Source organism: Streptomyces sannanensis, from assembly GCF_039536205.1.
In the GTDB taxonomy this organism is placed as follows: Bacteria; Actinomycetota; Actinomycetes; order Streptomycetales; family Streptomycetaceae; genus Streptomyces; species Streptomyces sannanensis.
This window is the reverse complement of record NZ_BAAAYL010000002.1, coordinates 40775-56562: the sequence shown is the minus strand read 5'-3', so window position 1 is coordinate 56562 and position 15788 is coordinate 40775. Positions and strand designations below refer to the sequence as shown.

General features: G+C 67.1%; 9 protein-coding genes and 1 pseudogene. 1 reads left to right on the top strand and 9 read right to left on the bottom strand.

Annotated features, from left to right (window positions below):
• Nucleotides 1–612: 612 nt before the first annotated feature.
• A pseudogene (locus ABD858_RS34760) lies at nucleotides 613–1540 on the top strand (aminoglycoside phosphotransferase family protein).
• Nucleotides 1541–1676: 136 nt separating this feature from the next.
• Here ABD858_RS34760 and ABD858_RS34755 read toward each other — a convergent pair.
• The 9 genes from ABD858_RS34755 to ABD858_RS34715 all read right to left on the bottom strand — a co-directional run bounded on the left by ABD858_RS34755 (nucleotide 1677) and on the right by ABD858_RS34715 (nucleotide 15675).
• Nucleotides 1677–2129 carry a hypothetical protein gene (locus tag ABD858_RS34755; protein WP_345045321.1) on the bottom strand — a complete coding sequence of 151 codons (453 nt, stop codon included), beginning with the start codon at nucleotides 2127–2129 and terminating at the stop codon, nucleotides 1677–1679.
• Nucleotides 2130–2192: 63 nt separating this feature from the next.
• Nucleotides 2193–3428: an IS701 family transposase gene (locus tag ABD858_RS34750; protein WP_345044180.1), complete on the bottom strand. Its 1236-nt coding sequence runs from the start codon at nucleotides 3426–3428 to the stop codon at nucleotides 2193–2195.
• Between the two features lie 160 nt (nucleotides 3429–3588).
• A complete protein-coding gene (locus ABD858_RS34745) occupies nucleotides 3589–4026 on the bottom strand; it encodes a hypothetical protein (RefSeq protein WP_345033718.1) in 438 nt (145 codons plus the stop codon).
• A gap of 155 nt (nucleotides 4027–4181) precedes the next feature.
• Nucleotides 4182–4544, bottom strand: coding sequence for a hypothetical protein (locus tag ABD858_RS34740; protein WP_345045319.1), 363 nt, complete (start codon nucleotides 4542–4544; stop codon nucleotides 4182–4184).
• Nucleotides 4544–5785, bottom strand: coding sequence for an IS256 family transposase (locus ABD858_RS34735; RefSeq protein WP_345045316.1), 1242 nt, complete (start codon nucleotides 5783–5785; stop codon nucleotides 4544–4546). Before ABD858_RS34735 ends, ABD858_RS34740 begins: the two co-directional genes overlap by 1 nt.
• A gap of 1231 nt (nucleotides 5786–7016) precedes the next feature.
• Complete coding sequence (locus tag ABD858_RS34730; protein ID WP_345045314.1) at nucleotides 7017–7394, bottom strand: transposase; 378 nt, start codon at nucleotides 7392–7394, stop codon at nucleotides 7017–7019.
• A 132-nt stretch (nucleotides 7395–7526) separates the two neighbouring features.
• On the bottom strand, nucleotides 7527–8669 hold the full coding sequence (locus tag ABD858_RS34725; protein WP_345045311.1) for an ISL3 family transposase: 1143 nt from the start codon (nucleotides 8667–8669) through the stop codon (nucleotides 7527–7529).
• Between the two features lie 101 nt (nucleotides 8670–8770).
• A complete protein-coding gene (locus tag ABD858_RS34720) occupies nucleotides 8771–9265 on the bottom strand; it encodes a hypothetical protein (protein WP_345045309.1) in 495 nt (164 codons plus the stop codon).
• A gap of 86 nt (nucleotides 9266–9351) precedes the next feature.
• Complete coding sequence (locus ABD858_RS34715; protein ID WP_425586362.1) at nucleotides 9352–15675, bottom strand: RHS repeat-associated core domain-containing protein; 6324 nt, start codon at nucleotides 15673–15675, stop codon at nucleotides 9352–9354.
• Between the last annotated feature and the right edge of the window lie 113 nt (nucleotides 15676–15788).

The following is a 15788-nucleotide window of genomic DNA, read 5'->3' as shown; positions in this document are numbered from 1 at the left end:
GGTGAGGTCGACGGCGATTCCCGGCCGCGGGCATGGATGCGGAGCCGGTAAGCACCGGGGCCGTCGAAGGACAGCACCGGTAGCTCCTCGTCCAGGTCGTCCATCAGGCCGCGCACCATCAGCTCCCCGGAAACCGAGTGCAGGGACACCTCGACGATCTTCTCCCACCAGGCGTCCGGGCTCGGGGGTGCCGGTGTGCAAGGTGACGTCGACGTCTCCGGTGTGAATGCCGGTGAGGACTGTGACGATGCCGTCCTGCGCCTCCACCAGTCCGTTGTGGGCGCGGGGCAGATCAGGGCCAGCGGGACCAGCCTCGTCGCTGATCTCGAACCGGTGGTACTGCACGGGCACCAGTCCACGCCCGTGGCCAGCTTGACCGCTCACAGTAATCTCCCGGGTGCCCGGCGGTTGCTCCCGTCGTGAGTCACTGCACGCCCGCCCGGACGCTGCCGCGCTCAGACGCCGTCCTCGCCGAGCAGCAGACGGGCATGCGCTCCAGCAGACGGAGGGGCCCGACGTGTTGCTCCACATGGTGGGCGGCGCGCGGACGAACGCGGTGCAGGGCGCACGGTGGAACGACCATCCCACTTGTCTCACGTACTGTGGCTTCGCATGACCGACTCCGAGATTGAGATCATCGCAGAGCTGGTACACGATCTACTCAAGGACCAGCATCCGGACCTTGCAGGGCCTGGCCATCCGTGAAGTACCGGGCGGCTGGGACAACCAAATGTGGCGTCTCGGGGAGGAGTTGGTCGTTCGCATGCCGCGCACAGAACGTGCCCCGGATCTCCAGCGCAAGGAATGCCGGTGGCTGCCTGTCCTGGCCCCACGCCTTCCGCTCCCGGTTCCAACTCCTGTGCGGATCGGTGAACCGTCCGCGCGCTTCCCGAGGACCTGGAGCATTATGACGTGGGTTCCTGGCGAGCCTCTCGACTACACCTTGATCAGCCGCGACGACCACGCGACCGACACTCTGGCGGATTTCCTCAGAGCGCTCCATGTGGAGGCACCCGCCGAGGCGCCGACCAGTTCGGACCGCGGTGCTCACCCCAAGAAGTGCATGGACGGCTTCGAGTACTTCTTGCAAGCAATTGCCCCCGACGGCATTGCCGTCGACGTCCGGGCCGTGCGGGCCGTCTGGGACGATGCCGTTGCGGCCCCATAGTGGGAGGGCCCGCCGCTGTGGCTGCACGGTGACCTCCATCCCGCGAATGTCGTCGTCTCGGACGGGACGCCCTCGGGCGTGATTGATTTCGGTGACATGTTCGCCGGTGATCCGGCGTGGGACCTCGCGTCCGCGTGGCTACTTCTTCCCGCAGGCGCGGGCTTACGGTTCTTCGAGGTGTATGCGCATGCGGACGAGGCGACGCTCCGGCGAGCCCGAGGGTTGGCTGCTCTGAAGAGCCTTTTCCTTATCCTCATGGGCCACAATGGGGAGCGAGGCCTTCCTGGCGGCAAGCCGACATGGGGACCCGCAGGCCGGGCGGCGCTCGATCGCGTTCTGACATCCAGCTTGGGCTGGCCCTCTCACGCATAGGCCCTGCTCCCGTCTCGGAGCGAGTTTTGCGGCTGGTGTCAACTCTGCTGCGCATTTCGCTGGGGCGTGCGGGGTGACCGTGTCGGGGCCAGCAGCTGCGAGGTGACGTTGGGGCGTCAGGTCTCCTGGTGCTCGCTCAGAACAGTGCTAGGCCCTCGCCGCTGGTGTCCACGATGACTGGCCGGAACTGGGCAGGGAGGCCGTCCAAGCGGTCAGGACCGGCCGCGGCGGCCACGGCAGGGGCCGTTCCGGCCAGCCAGATGCGAAACCGCTCGGCGGCTTCGTGGTAGGGGACTCGCGTCAGGACACGGTGCTCGCCGGAGGGGCAGAAGTCGACGGCGACCGTGAGCAGGCAGGAACGGGGCGCCTTGTGACTGCTCGTCCAGGACACACGCAGGACACCGCAGAGCTTGCGCCCGCGGGGGGCGCGGTGGGTCGGGCGCAGCGATCGGCAGGCTATGTGGGCGGTCCATGCGGCGAGGTGCGGCAGGGGCAGGGTGGTGCGTGCGCGGCAGCCGGGGCAGCGGTGCCAGTGGCGGAGCCAGTCGTCGGTGTTGGTGTGGAAGAGGCGTGTGTAGCGGTTCGCCACGCGGATGTCGTTGCTGTACAGGTGGTCGGGGCGTTCTAGTACTCCAGCTGTAGATGGTGATCTTCACGCTTGAGCGGCTTGCCGCCGGTAGTGGCTGGCCTGGGATCGGGCTTGGTGGCGGCGTCGCCAGTCGGACCAGCCGAGCCGATGTGCGGCATCGTGGACGGGCCGGACGACGAGAGTGATGAACAGGCGCTGGATCTCGTTGCAGGTGAGGGGTATGAGGCCGTTCGGTGCCGGTTGGCGGGCATGGTCATCGGCTCGGACGACGGCGAGGAAGGCGTGGGCGAGCATGGCGAGGGTGACCCAACGGGACCAGGACGTGTAGCGGCGGACCTGGTGCTCGTCCAGTGCGGCCAGGCCCTTGCCGGACTGGAAGAACTCCTCCACCCGCCACCTTGATCCAGCTACTCGCACCAACTCGGCCAGCGGCACTGCGGCGGGCGAGTAGCAGCGGTAGTAGGCGAGTTCGCCGGTGCTGCGGTTGCGGCGGATCAGCATCTGGCGGCTCCCGGGTCGGGGGTCGGCGAGGTCGATGACGGCCCAGTCGTAGAAGCGGTGGCCCTTCGCACCGGTCCCCGCCGACAGCTTCTGCCAGGCCCGCTTGGGGACCTTCTTGGCCAGGGTGTCGGCACGGAACTTGCCGGCTCCAGTTGCGGCTTCGTACGAGCAGGCCACCGCGAGGACGTAGCCGGTGCCGCGTTCCTCCAGCACCGTGCGAAGTTTCGGGTTACCGCCGTAGACCTCGTCGCCCGCAACCCACGCGGCCCGGTGGCCGGCGTCCAGGAACCGGGCGACCATCCGCGCAGCCAGTTCCGGCTTGGTGGCGAAAGCGGTCTCCTCGCCAAGCCCGGCGGCCCGGCAGCGGTCGGGGTCGGCGGTCCAGGAGCGCGGGACGTACAACTCCCGGTCCACCGCGGCATGCCCGCGCTGACCGGCGTAGACCAGGTAGACGGCAACTTGGGCGTTCTCGATTCTGCCGGCAGTGCCGGTGTACTGGCGCTGGACACCGACCGTGGCGGTGCCCTTCTTCACGTCGCCGGTCTCGTCGACCACCAGCACCGCCCGCTCGTCGCGCAGGTGCTCCACCACGTAGCCCCGCACGTCATCACGGACCGCGTCGGCGTCCCACTTGGCCCGGCTGAGCAGGTGCTGCATCGCGTCTGGGGTGGACTCCCCGGCCCACTCGGCGATCGTCCAGCAGTTCTTGCGAGGCAGGTCCGACAGGAGTCCGAGCACCAACCGCCGGACTCGGCGGCGGGGCTCCACCCGCGCGAAACGACCCGCGATCCGGCTCATCAGGCCCTCGAATACGTCCTGCCAGTGGACCGGGTCTACGCTGTGACCTGCGGCCACCGCTTGATCGTTCGTTGTCTTCACAAACCACGATGATCACCGGTGGCCGCAACCGTCTCGCTCCCGGTCCAGATCGCGGGACCGTACCGCGGCGGCCGGGATGCTAGGCCATCCAGCAGTACAGGCCGTGACCCCGCCCCTCGGCGGCACGGGCCAGGTCTGCCAGATCACCCAGGAGTTCCCGCACCATCTCCAAGTCGAACGCCTCGCCCTCGGCGGCCCGTTCCTGGATCCACAGCTCGCCGACCTCGGCAAGGCGAGAGGCCGAAGCGCCGGCCAGCGCTCCTTGAAGCGCACCCGAGGCGACAAACAGCAGGGGGCCGTCCCCATCCTCTGGGTCAGCAACCATGCGCGGCTCATCGGACGCGACGAGCGCCTCGAAGCTCTGCCCAGTAAGCAGGCTCTCCCACTCGACCACCGCCTCGGAAGCATCGAAGTTGCCGCAGGCCAGCGAGTCGAAGACGCCGACCGGCCCGCGATCAACAATGCCCGCAGCTGAGGTGTCGTCAGGGGCGATGAAGAACTTGATGATGATGCTCACCTGTGCATGGTGCCCGCTCAGGCCGCCACACCCCCACACGATGTCCCGGGAGATCCTGCCGAAGTCCATCAAGATCACGATCTACAGCTGGAGTACTAGGGTGTTGCAGGACTGGCAGAGAGTAATTGTCAATTCCTGTGGATCGGTGGTGCGCTTCAGCCTTCCTCGGGCTTCTGACCGTTGGCTTCGAGGAGGCGGCGGAGACGTCGGATCTCGGCGATCAGGCGGGGAATGTCCTGGCGGGCGTTGGCGATGAAGTTGGCGTTCTCATCCCAGCGTTCGTCCGCGACGTCGACATATCGTGGCTGCTGGACCAGGGTGGCGGCCACGATCTGCCGGTGGTCGAAGTCTGGCCAGCGTTCGCCGGCTCCGATGTCGGGAACAGTGCTGATGGCGACGAGGCTCATGGCGAAGTCGTCGTCCAGTTGGCGCACGTGCCAGGGACCGGGAGTCGCAGCACCGGCAAGCTCCTCGATCACGGCGAGTTCCTCGTCGGTCAGCGGATTGGGGGTGTCCATCAGGCTGCCCGCCCCTCGCGCTCAACGAGCTGACCACGTTTGAAGCGGGCTCCGGCCCGGACGAGGTGGGGCGCGTTCACGGCTCGCCAGCGGGCCTGAGCGGACTCGATTAGCTTGAAGACCATGGCCAGTCCGGCCGCGCGGGTGCCGGCGCCCCTGGTGACCTTGGTCCGCAGGCGCACGGTGGCGAAGGTCGACTCGATCGGGTTGGTGGTCCGCAGATGGATCCAGTGCTCGGCGGGAAAGTCGAAGAACGCCAGGAGTTCGTCCTCATCGTCCGTGATCCGCTTGACGACCTTGGGGTACTTGGCCCCGTAGGCCCGTTCGAAGTCGCGCACAGCCCGGGCCGCGTGCTCCTTGTCCTCGGCGTTGTAGATCTCCTGGATCGCACGCTTGGCCGCGGGCTGGGCTGACTTCGGCAGCGCGTCCAAAACGTTGGCGGTTTTGTGAACCCAGCACCTTTGATGGCGGGTGTCGGGGAAGACCTCGCTCAGCGCGTTCCAGAAGCCGAGAGCGCCGTCGCCGACGGCCAGGACCGGGGCCCGCATGCCCCGGCGGGCGCAGTCCCGCAGCAGGCCCGCCCATGCCTCCGACGACTCGCGGTATCCGTCGGTCATCGCGATCAGCTCCTTCGTGCCGTCCGCGCGTACCCCCATCAGCACCAGGACCGCGGCCTTCGCCTCCTCCAGGCGGATGCGCAGGTGAACGCCGTCCGCCCAGACGTACACGTAGTCCGTGGCGGACAGCTCCCGGTCCATGAACGCCGTGTGGTCGGCCTGCCATTGAGCAGTCAACCGCGTCACGGTGGCGGGCGAGAGGCCGGCCGAGGAGCCGAGAAACTGCTCCAGCGCGGGCACGAAGTCGCCGGAGGACAGGCCGTGCAGGTAGAGCAGCGGCAGCACCTCACTGATCTTTGGGGACTTGCGGCACCAGGGCGGCAGGATCGCCGAGGAGAACCGCTTGCGCTCACCCGTCGTGTCATCGACGCGCTTATCGTTCACACGCGGGGCCCGCACCTCGACCGTCCCGGCGGCCGTGGTGACCTTCCTCGGCTGGTGGTAGCCGTTGCGCACGACCAGGCGGCGACCGTCGCCGCCCCGTTCACCGGCCAACTCTGCTATGTAGCTGTTGACTTCGGCTTCCAACGCGGCGGCCAGCATCCGCCGGGCGCCCTCGCGGACGATCTCGTCGATCAGGGAGCCGTTTGGCGTGGAACCGTCAGCATTGACTACCGTGAGCACGGGCGTGCCTTCCCGACCGACGCGCCAACGTCGGCCTACTCGATGACCATCACAGGATCATTCGGGAAGGTACGCCCTTCGCGTTGCCTCCCCGACACCGATCCACAGGTCTTGAGCATTGCTCAACCTTCGCAGAGGCACTGGCCTACGTAGTGGATGGCGACGGCGGTGTCGATCGCACGGAGCGGGCAGACTGGCTGTAGCTGCCGCCACCCGTCAAGTAGCGCTGCATAGTCGGGCAGATCGCATCTCGCATCCGTAACGCCGTCGCCTGACCTGCGGATACCGCCTTGTGGACGCGCCTCCCTCACGCCCTGGGTCATGTCGCCACTGCCGCGCCCGGGCAGGAATCCCTCGGCATCCCCGTCCCCGGAGGAACGCACCCACCGGGTTACGCCCTGGCTCAGCGTTGGCGACCTCGGCAGGCTGTACGGCGTGCCCCGGCCACGACCGGGGCACGACTGTTCGGGGTTCCGTACTGGTGAGCTCGCGTATTCAACTGTCGTCAGTTCGGCATGACAGCAGGCCGCATGGTGACTGTAGGTGGTCTCCCGGCCACCTCGCCTGGCCCCTACCAGATGCTCCCGAGATTGATGTAGACGATCACTGCCGCAGCAGCAATGAAGAGCACGATCTTTCCTGCCTTGGGCAGTAGGTCATCGTGCGAGTCGATCGAGGGTTGAACATCTCGTAGTGGCCAGCGAGTGCGAACGGATACCTCGCAAGTAGTAGGACTGACAGGCCTGTCGCCGTTCCTTGAACCGGGTTCAGGCACGGATTCCGTGAAGTGGATCAGGTCGCCTGAGGGTCCGTCACGGTCTGTGGTCGGCCCGATTCTTCCCCGGACGCCGAGACCGGGCGACTCGCGGTGAGAGAGAATGCTCGGCATGACGACTTGAAGAGCACCGGCCGGGCGACAGCATTGGCGAATGGTCGGAGGCTGGGACACGATTCCCGACGGCGATCGACTGGTCTGCGCCGCCTGCCGAACGTCCGCCTGCTCGTACCAGTATCGCTTCCATCCGCCCGAGTCCTCCATGTTCGAGCGCTGCATCGGACTCGCCTGGTGTGCAGGTTGCAGGATCTACTCCGGCAACATGGTGTACGTCCCGCGGAAGCGAGTCCTGGTCGACCTCCTCGCCTCTCTTCCTCCTGAGCAGCGAGAGCGGCTTCTACGTTCGGAAACACGAGTGATCGAGTTCCTGGACCGCCAGGCCCGAGGCGGCAGAGGTTAGGGTCGGCGGCTGGCCGCGATCAGGAGGAGCCGCTTGCGCAGCAGCGGTGGTTTCGCTCTGCCGAACATGCTGCGCTTGAGGGCTTTCAGGTCGTTGACGCGGCCCTCGACGGGCCCGGAGGACCAGTCGGTGCTCATGCCATAGACGACGGCGTCGAGGTCGGGGATCAGTCCGGCGGCGAAGCCGGCCAGGCCGCACTGCTCGTCCGCGCAGACGTCGGCGATCCAGTGCCGCAGCCGGTCTCCTTCGCGGTTGGTCATGATGGTCGCGAAGGTGCGGACGTGGCCTGCGGCGGCCGTGAGCTCGGGTGAGCGGGCCAGCAGGTTCTTGAGCTGCTGCTGGTCGTCTTGGCGTAGGTGGTCCGGGTGGCGCATGATCCAGCCGGTGGCCTCGCGGGGTGAGGGCGGCCTCGCGATCGGTGGTGGGCTCCCGGCAGCCCGACGGTCGGAACGTAGCGGCCGGACGTAGTCGCGCAGGGTGCTGTAACTGCAGCGTGCCCCGCGTTCTTACAGCTCGCGATGGAGCCGGGACACGTTTGTGCAGCCCTCGGCGATGCGCTGATCGAGGTAGGGCTTGAAGGCGTCGAGCTTGCTGGTCCGGTTCTGCCACTGGCCGTGCAGCATCGCCTCTGGACTGGCCGCGCGGGCGTACTTGCGGACGGTGTTGCGCCCGAGACCGAGGCGTCTGGCGATCTCGCGCAGACTCAGGCCCTGCTCTACCTGGGCCCGGACTGCGGCGTGGGTGTCGCGGAGCCGGTCGAGGAACTTCCCCTGCGGGTAGGGCTCGGACGGTTCCTCGGTCGCTTTGACCGTCTCGACCTGTGCGGGCTCTGGTTCCGGTCGCTCGGGTTCAGGGAAGGTTTCGACCAGGTCGCGCAGTAGGGCGCGGTGGCGGGAGACGAGGCGTTCGACGGCCTCGGCGAGGTTGTGCCAGACGTGCCATTTGTCCGCGCAGTGCTGGGCGTTTGGGGCGCCTGTGCGGGCTCTGTCGGCGAAGACCTGCGCGCGGTCGCGGCAGATGATCTCGATGCCGGGGTACTCGCGTAGCCAGGCGGCGACGCTGTCCGCGTCGCGGTCGGGCAGCAGGTCCAGGGGCTGGTGGGACTCGCAGTCGACCAAGATGGTGCCGTACCGGTGGCCCTTCCTGGTGGCGAACTCGTCGATGCCCAGCACGCGCGGGGTCGTCCAGGCCGGGTCCGGCAACGCCATGACCAGGCGCAGGACGGTCGTCCGGCTGACCACGACGCCGAGTAGCAGCGCCAGACGGGCCACGGCGCGGGCGGCCACGACGACGCCCAGCGCGGCGAGCATCCGCTGCAGGACGGGCGTGCGCCGGCCGTAGCGGCTGGTCAGCCCGTCTATCTGCTCGGCGAACGTCACCCGCCGGCACTCGCCGTTGTCGCAGAACAGCCGGCGCACCGACAGTTCAATCACCACGCCCCGCCCGCCGCACGGCGCGTCCGCCAGGCGCCGTCCGTACCGGCTGTGCACCCGCCCAGACGGCGCCTGGCAGCCCGGGCAGAGTACGGGGACGTCTTCCGGCGTCGACGCTTCGATCACCACGCGGCCGTCCCGCACCTCCATGCACTCGACGGGTATCCCGGCGAGATGCGGAAGCAGAAGGAAGAGTTCTTCACACGCGGCCAGCATCCGCCCGGAGATGACGGAGCGTCACCGGCGCACAGAAGCACGATCGACTTCACGGAATCCGTGCCTGAACCAGATTCAGCCGTTGCCGACATGAGGTTAGATCAAAGCCAGCAGCGGATGCGTTCGCCGTCCAAAGCCGCCTCGGCCCCGATTGTGTAGTCCCCGGGTTCGGAACCCCCGGGTGGATTGAAGCGGATGCGCACGAGCACGGGCTTGTCGTCGACCTCCTTGGAGAAGCAGAGGCCGGCCAGAGTGTCTGACGCTTCCCTGCCTTCCTCGTCCAGCGACAGCCCCTGCTTCTGCGCGATGCCGCGATAGAAATCTACGACCTGCCGATTCGAGCCCTCAAACGCATAGTGCCGGTTCGCGTACAGCCAGCCACCTCCGTCGTCCACACACCCGTATTCGACCTTCTCGCTCCCGGATGCGGGATGGGCCCCTTCAGGCTTCTCTTGCAAAATCTCCAAGCCCGCGATCTTTTCGGCCCGGCCTTCCTGGCTGCCGCATCCTCCTCGCAGCTCATATCCGAGAGCTACTCCACCGGCGGCCAGGACGAGGATGGTAGACACCGCCGCCACCTTGTAGGCGTTCTTCATGAAAATGTCCTTCGGTATTGAGTGGGTTGGGGCTGCCGGGCCCGCTGCGCGCGGACCCGGCAGCCCTCATAGGTTGGACGACGGAGCTACTCGAGCATTCCTATCGAGTAGCGGTAGGAGGCCGTCTTGTACAGGAACGCGTACAGCCCGGACTTCGAGTGCCAGGCCTTCTTCATCGCACGCCTGCCCCGTCCGCTTATCGCGAAGTTTCTGGCTCGGGTGTTATTACGCTGATCGATCCTGGAGTCAGCTCTGCCGCCCTCTCCCCATTCATGGGCATTACCGAGCACTACAGCCGCGCGGTGCCCCAGAAGGAAAGTCAGAGCCGCTTGCCAGATGAAGTGACGGATAGCATTATTCCGATTTCCATTTCCTGTCATACTAGCGGCGATGTACGAAATCGCCGTGGCTCTCCTGCAGGCGTTGAATCCAAGGCTCGCGCATGCGCGGGCCTCGATCGCCTTCTTCTTGCTCTTCTTCTTGAGTTCCGACCACCACGAACGCCCATCCAGATCGAACTGGTTGACCGGGTCTCCGGGGTAGCCGTAGCGGTTGTCGCCACCGCCGTGCACCGGGTCGATGGACAAGAAGCGGCCGGTGACCGGGTTGTAGAGGCGAACGCCCATGAGCGTGAGACTGGTCAGCGTCTCGGCGGACCGCTGCTTGGCGCCAAGCCAGTTGTAGCGCGTCGGCGCCTGACCGTTGCGTGGGTTGCCGTACTCGTCGCTGTCAAGAGCGACGGGTGACTTCGAAGCGTCCAAGGGGAGTTGGAGTGTCACGTCGCCGTGGATGGTGGTCAGCTGGAGAACGGTGTCACCGGTCTTGCTGGTCGTGGCGGCGAGATCGCCGGAGGCTGACTCGACGTTGCGAGTCAGTGCGCCGGTCGTCGTGTCCTCAACGATCCAGCGAGGGTTGTCGCCGTCACCGCCGTAGTGGTTGAGCTTAGAGCCGGTCTGGGTCCAGATGGAGCCGCTGCCGGTCTCGGTCTTCCAGGAGCGGAACCGCAGGGTGGCGTCGAGCTGCCAAGTCTGGCGCTGGCCGTTGGCAGTCTGCTGGTAGGCAAGGTCATTGGCGTAGTAGCCGACCGTGCCGTGGCCCGGGACCGTCGTGGTGCGGCCGAACGCGTCGTAAATGTATCCGGCGTCGACCAGACGGTCTGCGCTGTCGTAGGTGTGGCTGGTGGTGGTGCCTCCCGTGGTGGGGCAGTCGAGGCCCGGGATTCCCGGGGCGGTCGTAAGGGACTTGCGATTGGTGCGGTTGTCGAAGGTGTAGGTCCGCTTGGTGCAGATGGTGTCTGCGGTGTCCTCGACAGTGGTGAGACGGCCGTTGGCGTCATACGTGTAGGTCTGGTCGGACCATCCGGCATGGGTGGTGACCTGGCCGTGAACGGATTGGGTTGCGCTGTCCGTGTAGACGAGCGTGCCGTCGCTGTCACGGGTGTAGGTCCGCTTCAGCGTGGCGCCGGTGGTGTCCTCACTGGTGGTGAGGGTGTAGCCACCGGGCAGCTTCTCGGAGTTGACCGACCCGTCCGCATCGTAGGTGGCCTGGAAGACGCCGGCGATGGAGTCGGTGGTCTTCGTCGCCAGGCCGCGCGGCTCGAGCGTGTGGTCATAGGTGTAGGTGACGGTCGACGGTGCGCTGTCCGTGACCTTGACCGGCCGGTCGAGCAGGTCGAATTCGGTGGTGGTGACACCGCCATCGGCGTCGGTGTAGGACATCTGGCGGCCGAGCTTGTCGTACGCCTTGATGATGGTGCCTCCGGTCGGCGAGACCGTCTTGACGGCTCGGCCGGTGGCCGGGTCGTACTCGGTCGTCGACTCAGGAACCGCCTGGCCGACGCCGCCCGTGATGGCCACCTTGGTGACGCGGCCGGCGCTGTCGTAGGTGGTGGTGGACGTGCGGGTGACACCGTTCGCGGTCTCTGAGACCTTGCTCGTGTTGCCCCACCAGTTGTACTCGGTGGCGGTGGTCGGAAGCTGCGTCGGGTTGGAGCTGCTGCCGGTGATGGCGCCGGCCGGCCCGGTGGAGCAGAGAAGGTCTGCCCACTCTGGGCGGCCCTGGCAGGTGCCGGTTCCCGTGGCGGACCAGTACGTGGTCACTCGGGTCGCGGCGTCCGTGCCGGTGGCTCCGGGCAGCCGCTGCTTGACGACGCGGCCCTGAGCGTCGTACTCGGTGCTTTCCGTTATCGCGAGGCCGCCCGGGTCCTTGATCGTCTGAGTCGGCAGACCCTTGGTCCAGTCGTAGATTGTCTGCGTCACTCGGGTCTCGCCCTGGACGGTCGGGTGCTCACGGACCTGGGCACCGGTGGTGACCTTGGTGACCTTGTCCCTGACCTTGGCGCTGCTATCAGTGGGACGACCGGCATCGTACTCGTTGATCGTCCACGCGCGAGCAGTCACCGGCGTGCCTGCGGAAACCAGCACGGTCGTACCGGACTTAAGGTCGGCAGTGAGATCGATCCGGCGCAGCGGCCCCAGCTCTTCCAGGTGACGGGTACCGGTCTCGTCATAGACGGACCGGGTGGCGAGGAGATCCGCACGGTCTGCACTGGTGAGCTGGCCGATACCCAGTTCCGCCTGGGCAGCCTGGTCGGCGGTGCTGGCGCCGACCGCTATGGCCCGGTTGCCCGCAGTCAGTTCGCGCACGGTGTTGCCGAATCGGTCGTACTCCGTGGTGGAGATGTGCCCACCCGGGGTGGCCGTGTTGCCCGCACGGCCGGAGACTCCCATGTACGTGACATCAGCACGAGTGTATGAGGCGGCGGTCAGCTCGGCTCCGGCGTGTGAGGACGGAAGCACGTCGGCAGGGAAGACAGCGGTCGCATCGGTCGGGGCGTCCAGCTGGCCCCACGCCTTCACGTCGGCCGCGCCCATCTTGTACGGGGCCGTCGTGCCCGTCAGTGGAACGTCGTAGACCACGGACGTGGTGGCTGTTCCCGACTCGACGTCTTTGGTGCCCTGCTGCAGGCCGGAACGGGAGGCCTTGAGCAGCATGCCGTCGCCGGCGTTGGTGGCGTTGCCCGCCGTGCCGTAGTTGAAGGACCAGGGGAGTTCACCAACCGGAGTCAGTCCGGCGACCCGGCCCGCCGGGTCGTAGGCGTACTCGGTCTTCAGCGACGGGCTGATCTGCGGATTCCAGGCCTGGCGCAGGCGGCCTGCAGCGTCGTAGACGTACGTCTGCACTGCCTTGGAGGTCGCCGAAGCCGTGCCGGGGTCGGTGGACCACAGGCGGATCTCCTTCACTTGGCCGGTGAAGTCGCCGAACACGAGGTCCGTGGCCGTGGTGGAGGTTGCGTAGACGAACTCCATCGCCCGGCAGCCCTTGGTGGACGGTGTCGCCGTGCAGGTCGCAGCGCTCGCGGCGGAGGTCGGCGCGATGATCCGCTTGGGGCGGGCCAGCTTCTTGCCGTCCACGGTGACCGCCTCAGAGACCACGGTCGTGGTGGACTCGGCCAGTCCGTCCAGCAACGTGGAGGAGACTTGCCAGGTCGTGGCGGCGGCGTCGGGCTTGGTGAACTCGGTGACCGTGCCCTCGGGGTCGGTAAGCGTGAACGAACCGGTCACACTGCCTGTGAGGGTGAGGATCTCGGCCCCCGGCTCGGGGATCCAGCCGGTCTTGGCGGCATTCGCCGTGAAGTGTGTCTCTCCTCCGTCCACGTCGACAATGGCGACCGCGGTGTCGGAGATCCGGCGGATGTGGGAGTAGTCTGACTGAGTCGCCTCGGCGACGGTTCCGGACACCCATTCCTTGCCGAAAATGGCCGCCTGGCCCTCCTGCTGGGCCCCCTTGTCGGGCGTACGGGAGGAAGCGGTCCGGGACACGGACAGCCCGAAACCGGACGCGTCGGTGGCGGACAGCGCGTAGTCACCGGTGAGCAGGTTCAGCGAACCCGGGCCGACCTCTTCCGACGCGGCGCCGCTCGCGTTACGGTCCACGACGGCGGTCAGCGGTTGGGTGGAGCCGGACGCGGAGTTCGGGCCGGTGAAGTCGGCCTTGATCTGGATGGTGCCGTCGGGGTTGACGGTGTCGGTGGCGTTCCAGACAAGGGCGGAGTTCCTACCGCCGACCATGGGCACCGGCCACGCGCTCAGCGGGGTACCGCCGGAGGTGACGTCACCAGCGGGTATCTGCGTCCACGAGTCGGCCTCGGAGCGGCGCCAGGAGAAGGACACCGCGTTGTACTTGCTGCCGTCGGCCTCGGCGACCAGCGGCAGGCGGCGCGCGGTGCGCTCACCCTCGCTCGGCTGGACAAAGCCGCCCGGGCCGGCGTGGAAGGTGTACTCGATCGGCTCGGACTTGTTGTCGGCCTTGTCGACCTGCCGCACCTGAAGGGTGTGGGTGCCGTCCTTCGGCGGTGCGACGGAGATCGCCTTCGCGGCCGTGGAGCCGCCGGTGGCGACCTTGGTCCAGGTCACACCATCCAGGGACCACTCCAGCCAGCTGTGGTCGGTGCCATTCGGGGTGACGGTGAAGTTGCCTGCCTGGCCCGCACCCTTGACCCACGCGTTCGACGGGTAGTCCGTCGACGTGATGCTCGTCGGTGCGATGGGCGAGGTGGTGTCGACCGTGAAGGTCTTCCACTCCGACCAGCCCAGGTTGTAGTGGGCACCGTCGTACGGGCTGCTGCGGAACTTGTACGTCTTGCCGTTGGTCAGCACGCCGGCGGGGACGGTCACGGAGGCGACCTGTCCGGAGTTCACCCAGGGGGAGACGATGACGTTGCCGACCTGGGTGTTGGTTGCGGAGTCGAAGATCTGGAAGGTGCCGTTGACCTTGTCACCGTTGGGGTCGACGAACGTGTCCCGCAGTGTCGGGGTCGTGGTGTTGACCACGTAGGCGCCGCCGTAGGAGAAGAACGGCGGGCCCGCCTCCTGCTTCGTGCCCGTGCGCGGCCGGTAGTTGTACGTGACCACCAGCTTCGGCGGGTTGGAGGCGGCGTTGGCGGAGTTGACCCGCTTCCACTGCCCCGTGACGTTCTCGTCGGAGGCGCGCAGGCCCATGTGGGACTTGGCGGCCTTGGCCGACGCCCACTCCTGCACCATCGTGGTGACGTTGGCGTTGATCCAGCCGTCCGGCTGCGTGGTGCAGGAGGCGTTGCCCCTGGTATCCGAGGAGGTGGCCTTCTTCGCGATCCACGCCGGCTGGTTCGGCGCGGCCCAGCGCGACGACGTGGACGCGGCGCCGGTGGACCACACCTCCCACGGCTGCAGCGGACATGAGGAGCCGGTGTAGTTGCCGGAGTGGAAGTTCCACAGGCTGAGCTTGGCGTCCATGACCAGCGCGTCGGCGATCGGCGCGGTGTTCCAGGAGATGAAGGAACGCGCGGTGCGGTAGGTGCCGTCGGCGTTCTTCGTGCCCGGGTTGCCGAGATCGAGTTCGACGTCGTTGGACCAGTCGACCGTCTCGCCCTGCTGCACATAGGTGTCGAAGGTGTTCGACAGGGACGAGGTGGACGGGTCGACCGTCACCGGGTACTTCGTCGCCGGGTCGGCGAGGAACTTCGCGTCCGGGGTGAGGACGAGGTCCACGCCACCCTTGGTCTTGACGACCTTCATGCCGACCTTGACCTGGCGCGTGTGCTCGCCGGAGACCGGGTCGACCGTCGCGTCCCACATCACCGGGGCGGGCATGACCGCGGTCTTCTTCGACTTCTTGTCGGTGAACAGCACGCTGCCGTCGGCCTGCTGCTCCACCTTCAGGCCCTTGGCCTTCAGCGGCAGGGTGTAGGAGAAGCTGTCGGCGGGCTTCCCCTTGACCAGAACGAACTGCTCGAAGCCCGTACGCGTGGCCTCGACCACCACGTCCGCGCCCGGCACTGCGTCCTCGTAGGTGGCGCGGGTGCCGTCAAGCTTCGGGGCTGGAAGGCCGCCCCGCCACTGGAGTGTGATCGCGTTGTCGCCTTCGCCGAGAGTCACCATATCGGCCGCTGGGGCGGACTGCGCAGCCTTGAGTGAGGCGGCCTTGGCGCCGGTCTTCCCCGCCAGCTTCAGACCGGTCGGATGCGCCTTGGAGACGACCGACCCGTCCGGCGATGTACCGAGCGTGACGTCGACGTCGCGCCACTGGCCGGTGGCGGCGTCCTTGAATCGGATCGGGCCGGCCGACAACTCGGTGGTCAGCGAACCGTCCTTGTTCACCCACGTCGTCGAGGTCTCGGTGCGCTCGGAGAGCGCCTCGACCCGCTTGCCCGACAAGCGCGCGGCAACCCGCGCCGACGGAATGTCAGCAGCCTGCGTCACGGCGGCAGGCTTCGGCTCCTTGGACTTTTCTGTTTCGGCGGCGAATGCCGTGCTTGTGCTGTCCAGCAACGAGACGGATAAAGCCAGGGCAAGCCCTCCCGCTATGTAGCGGAGGCTCCTCCCGGACCAAGGCCGGCCCCGCTCCTCCAGAGCGGGCAGATGGATCACCATAAATCCTCGATCTCCTAAGAACTTTCACGCACCACCACATGGTCGGTGGCGATGCGAACGTATCGAGGAGGAAAAGATCACAAGCGCGACGAGTCAGAACATGATCGACTTGC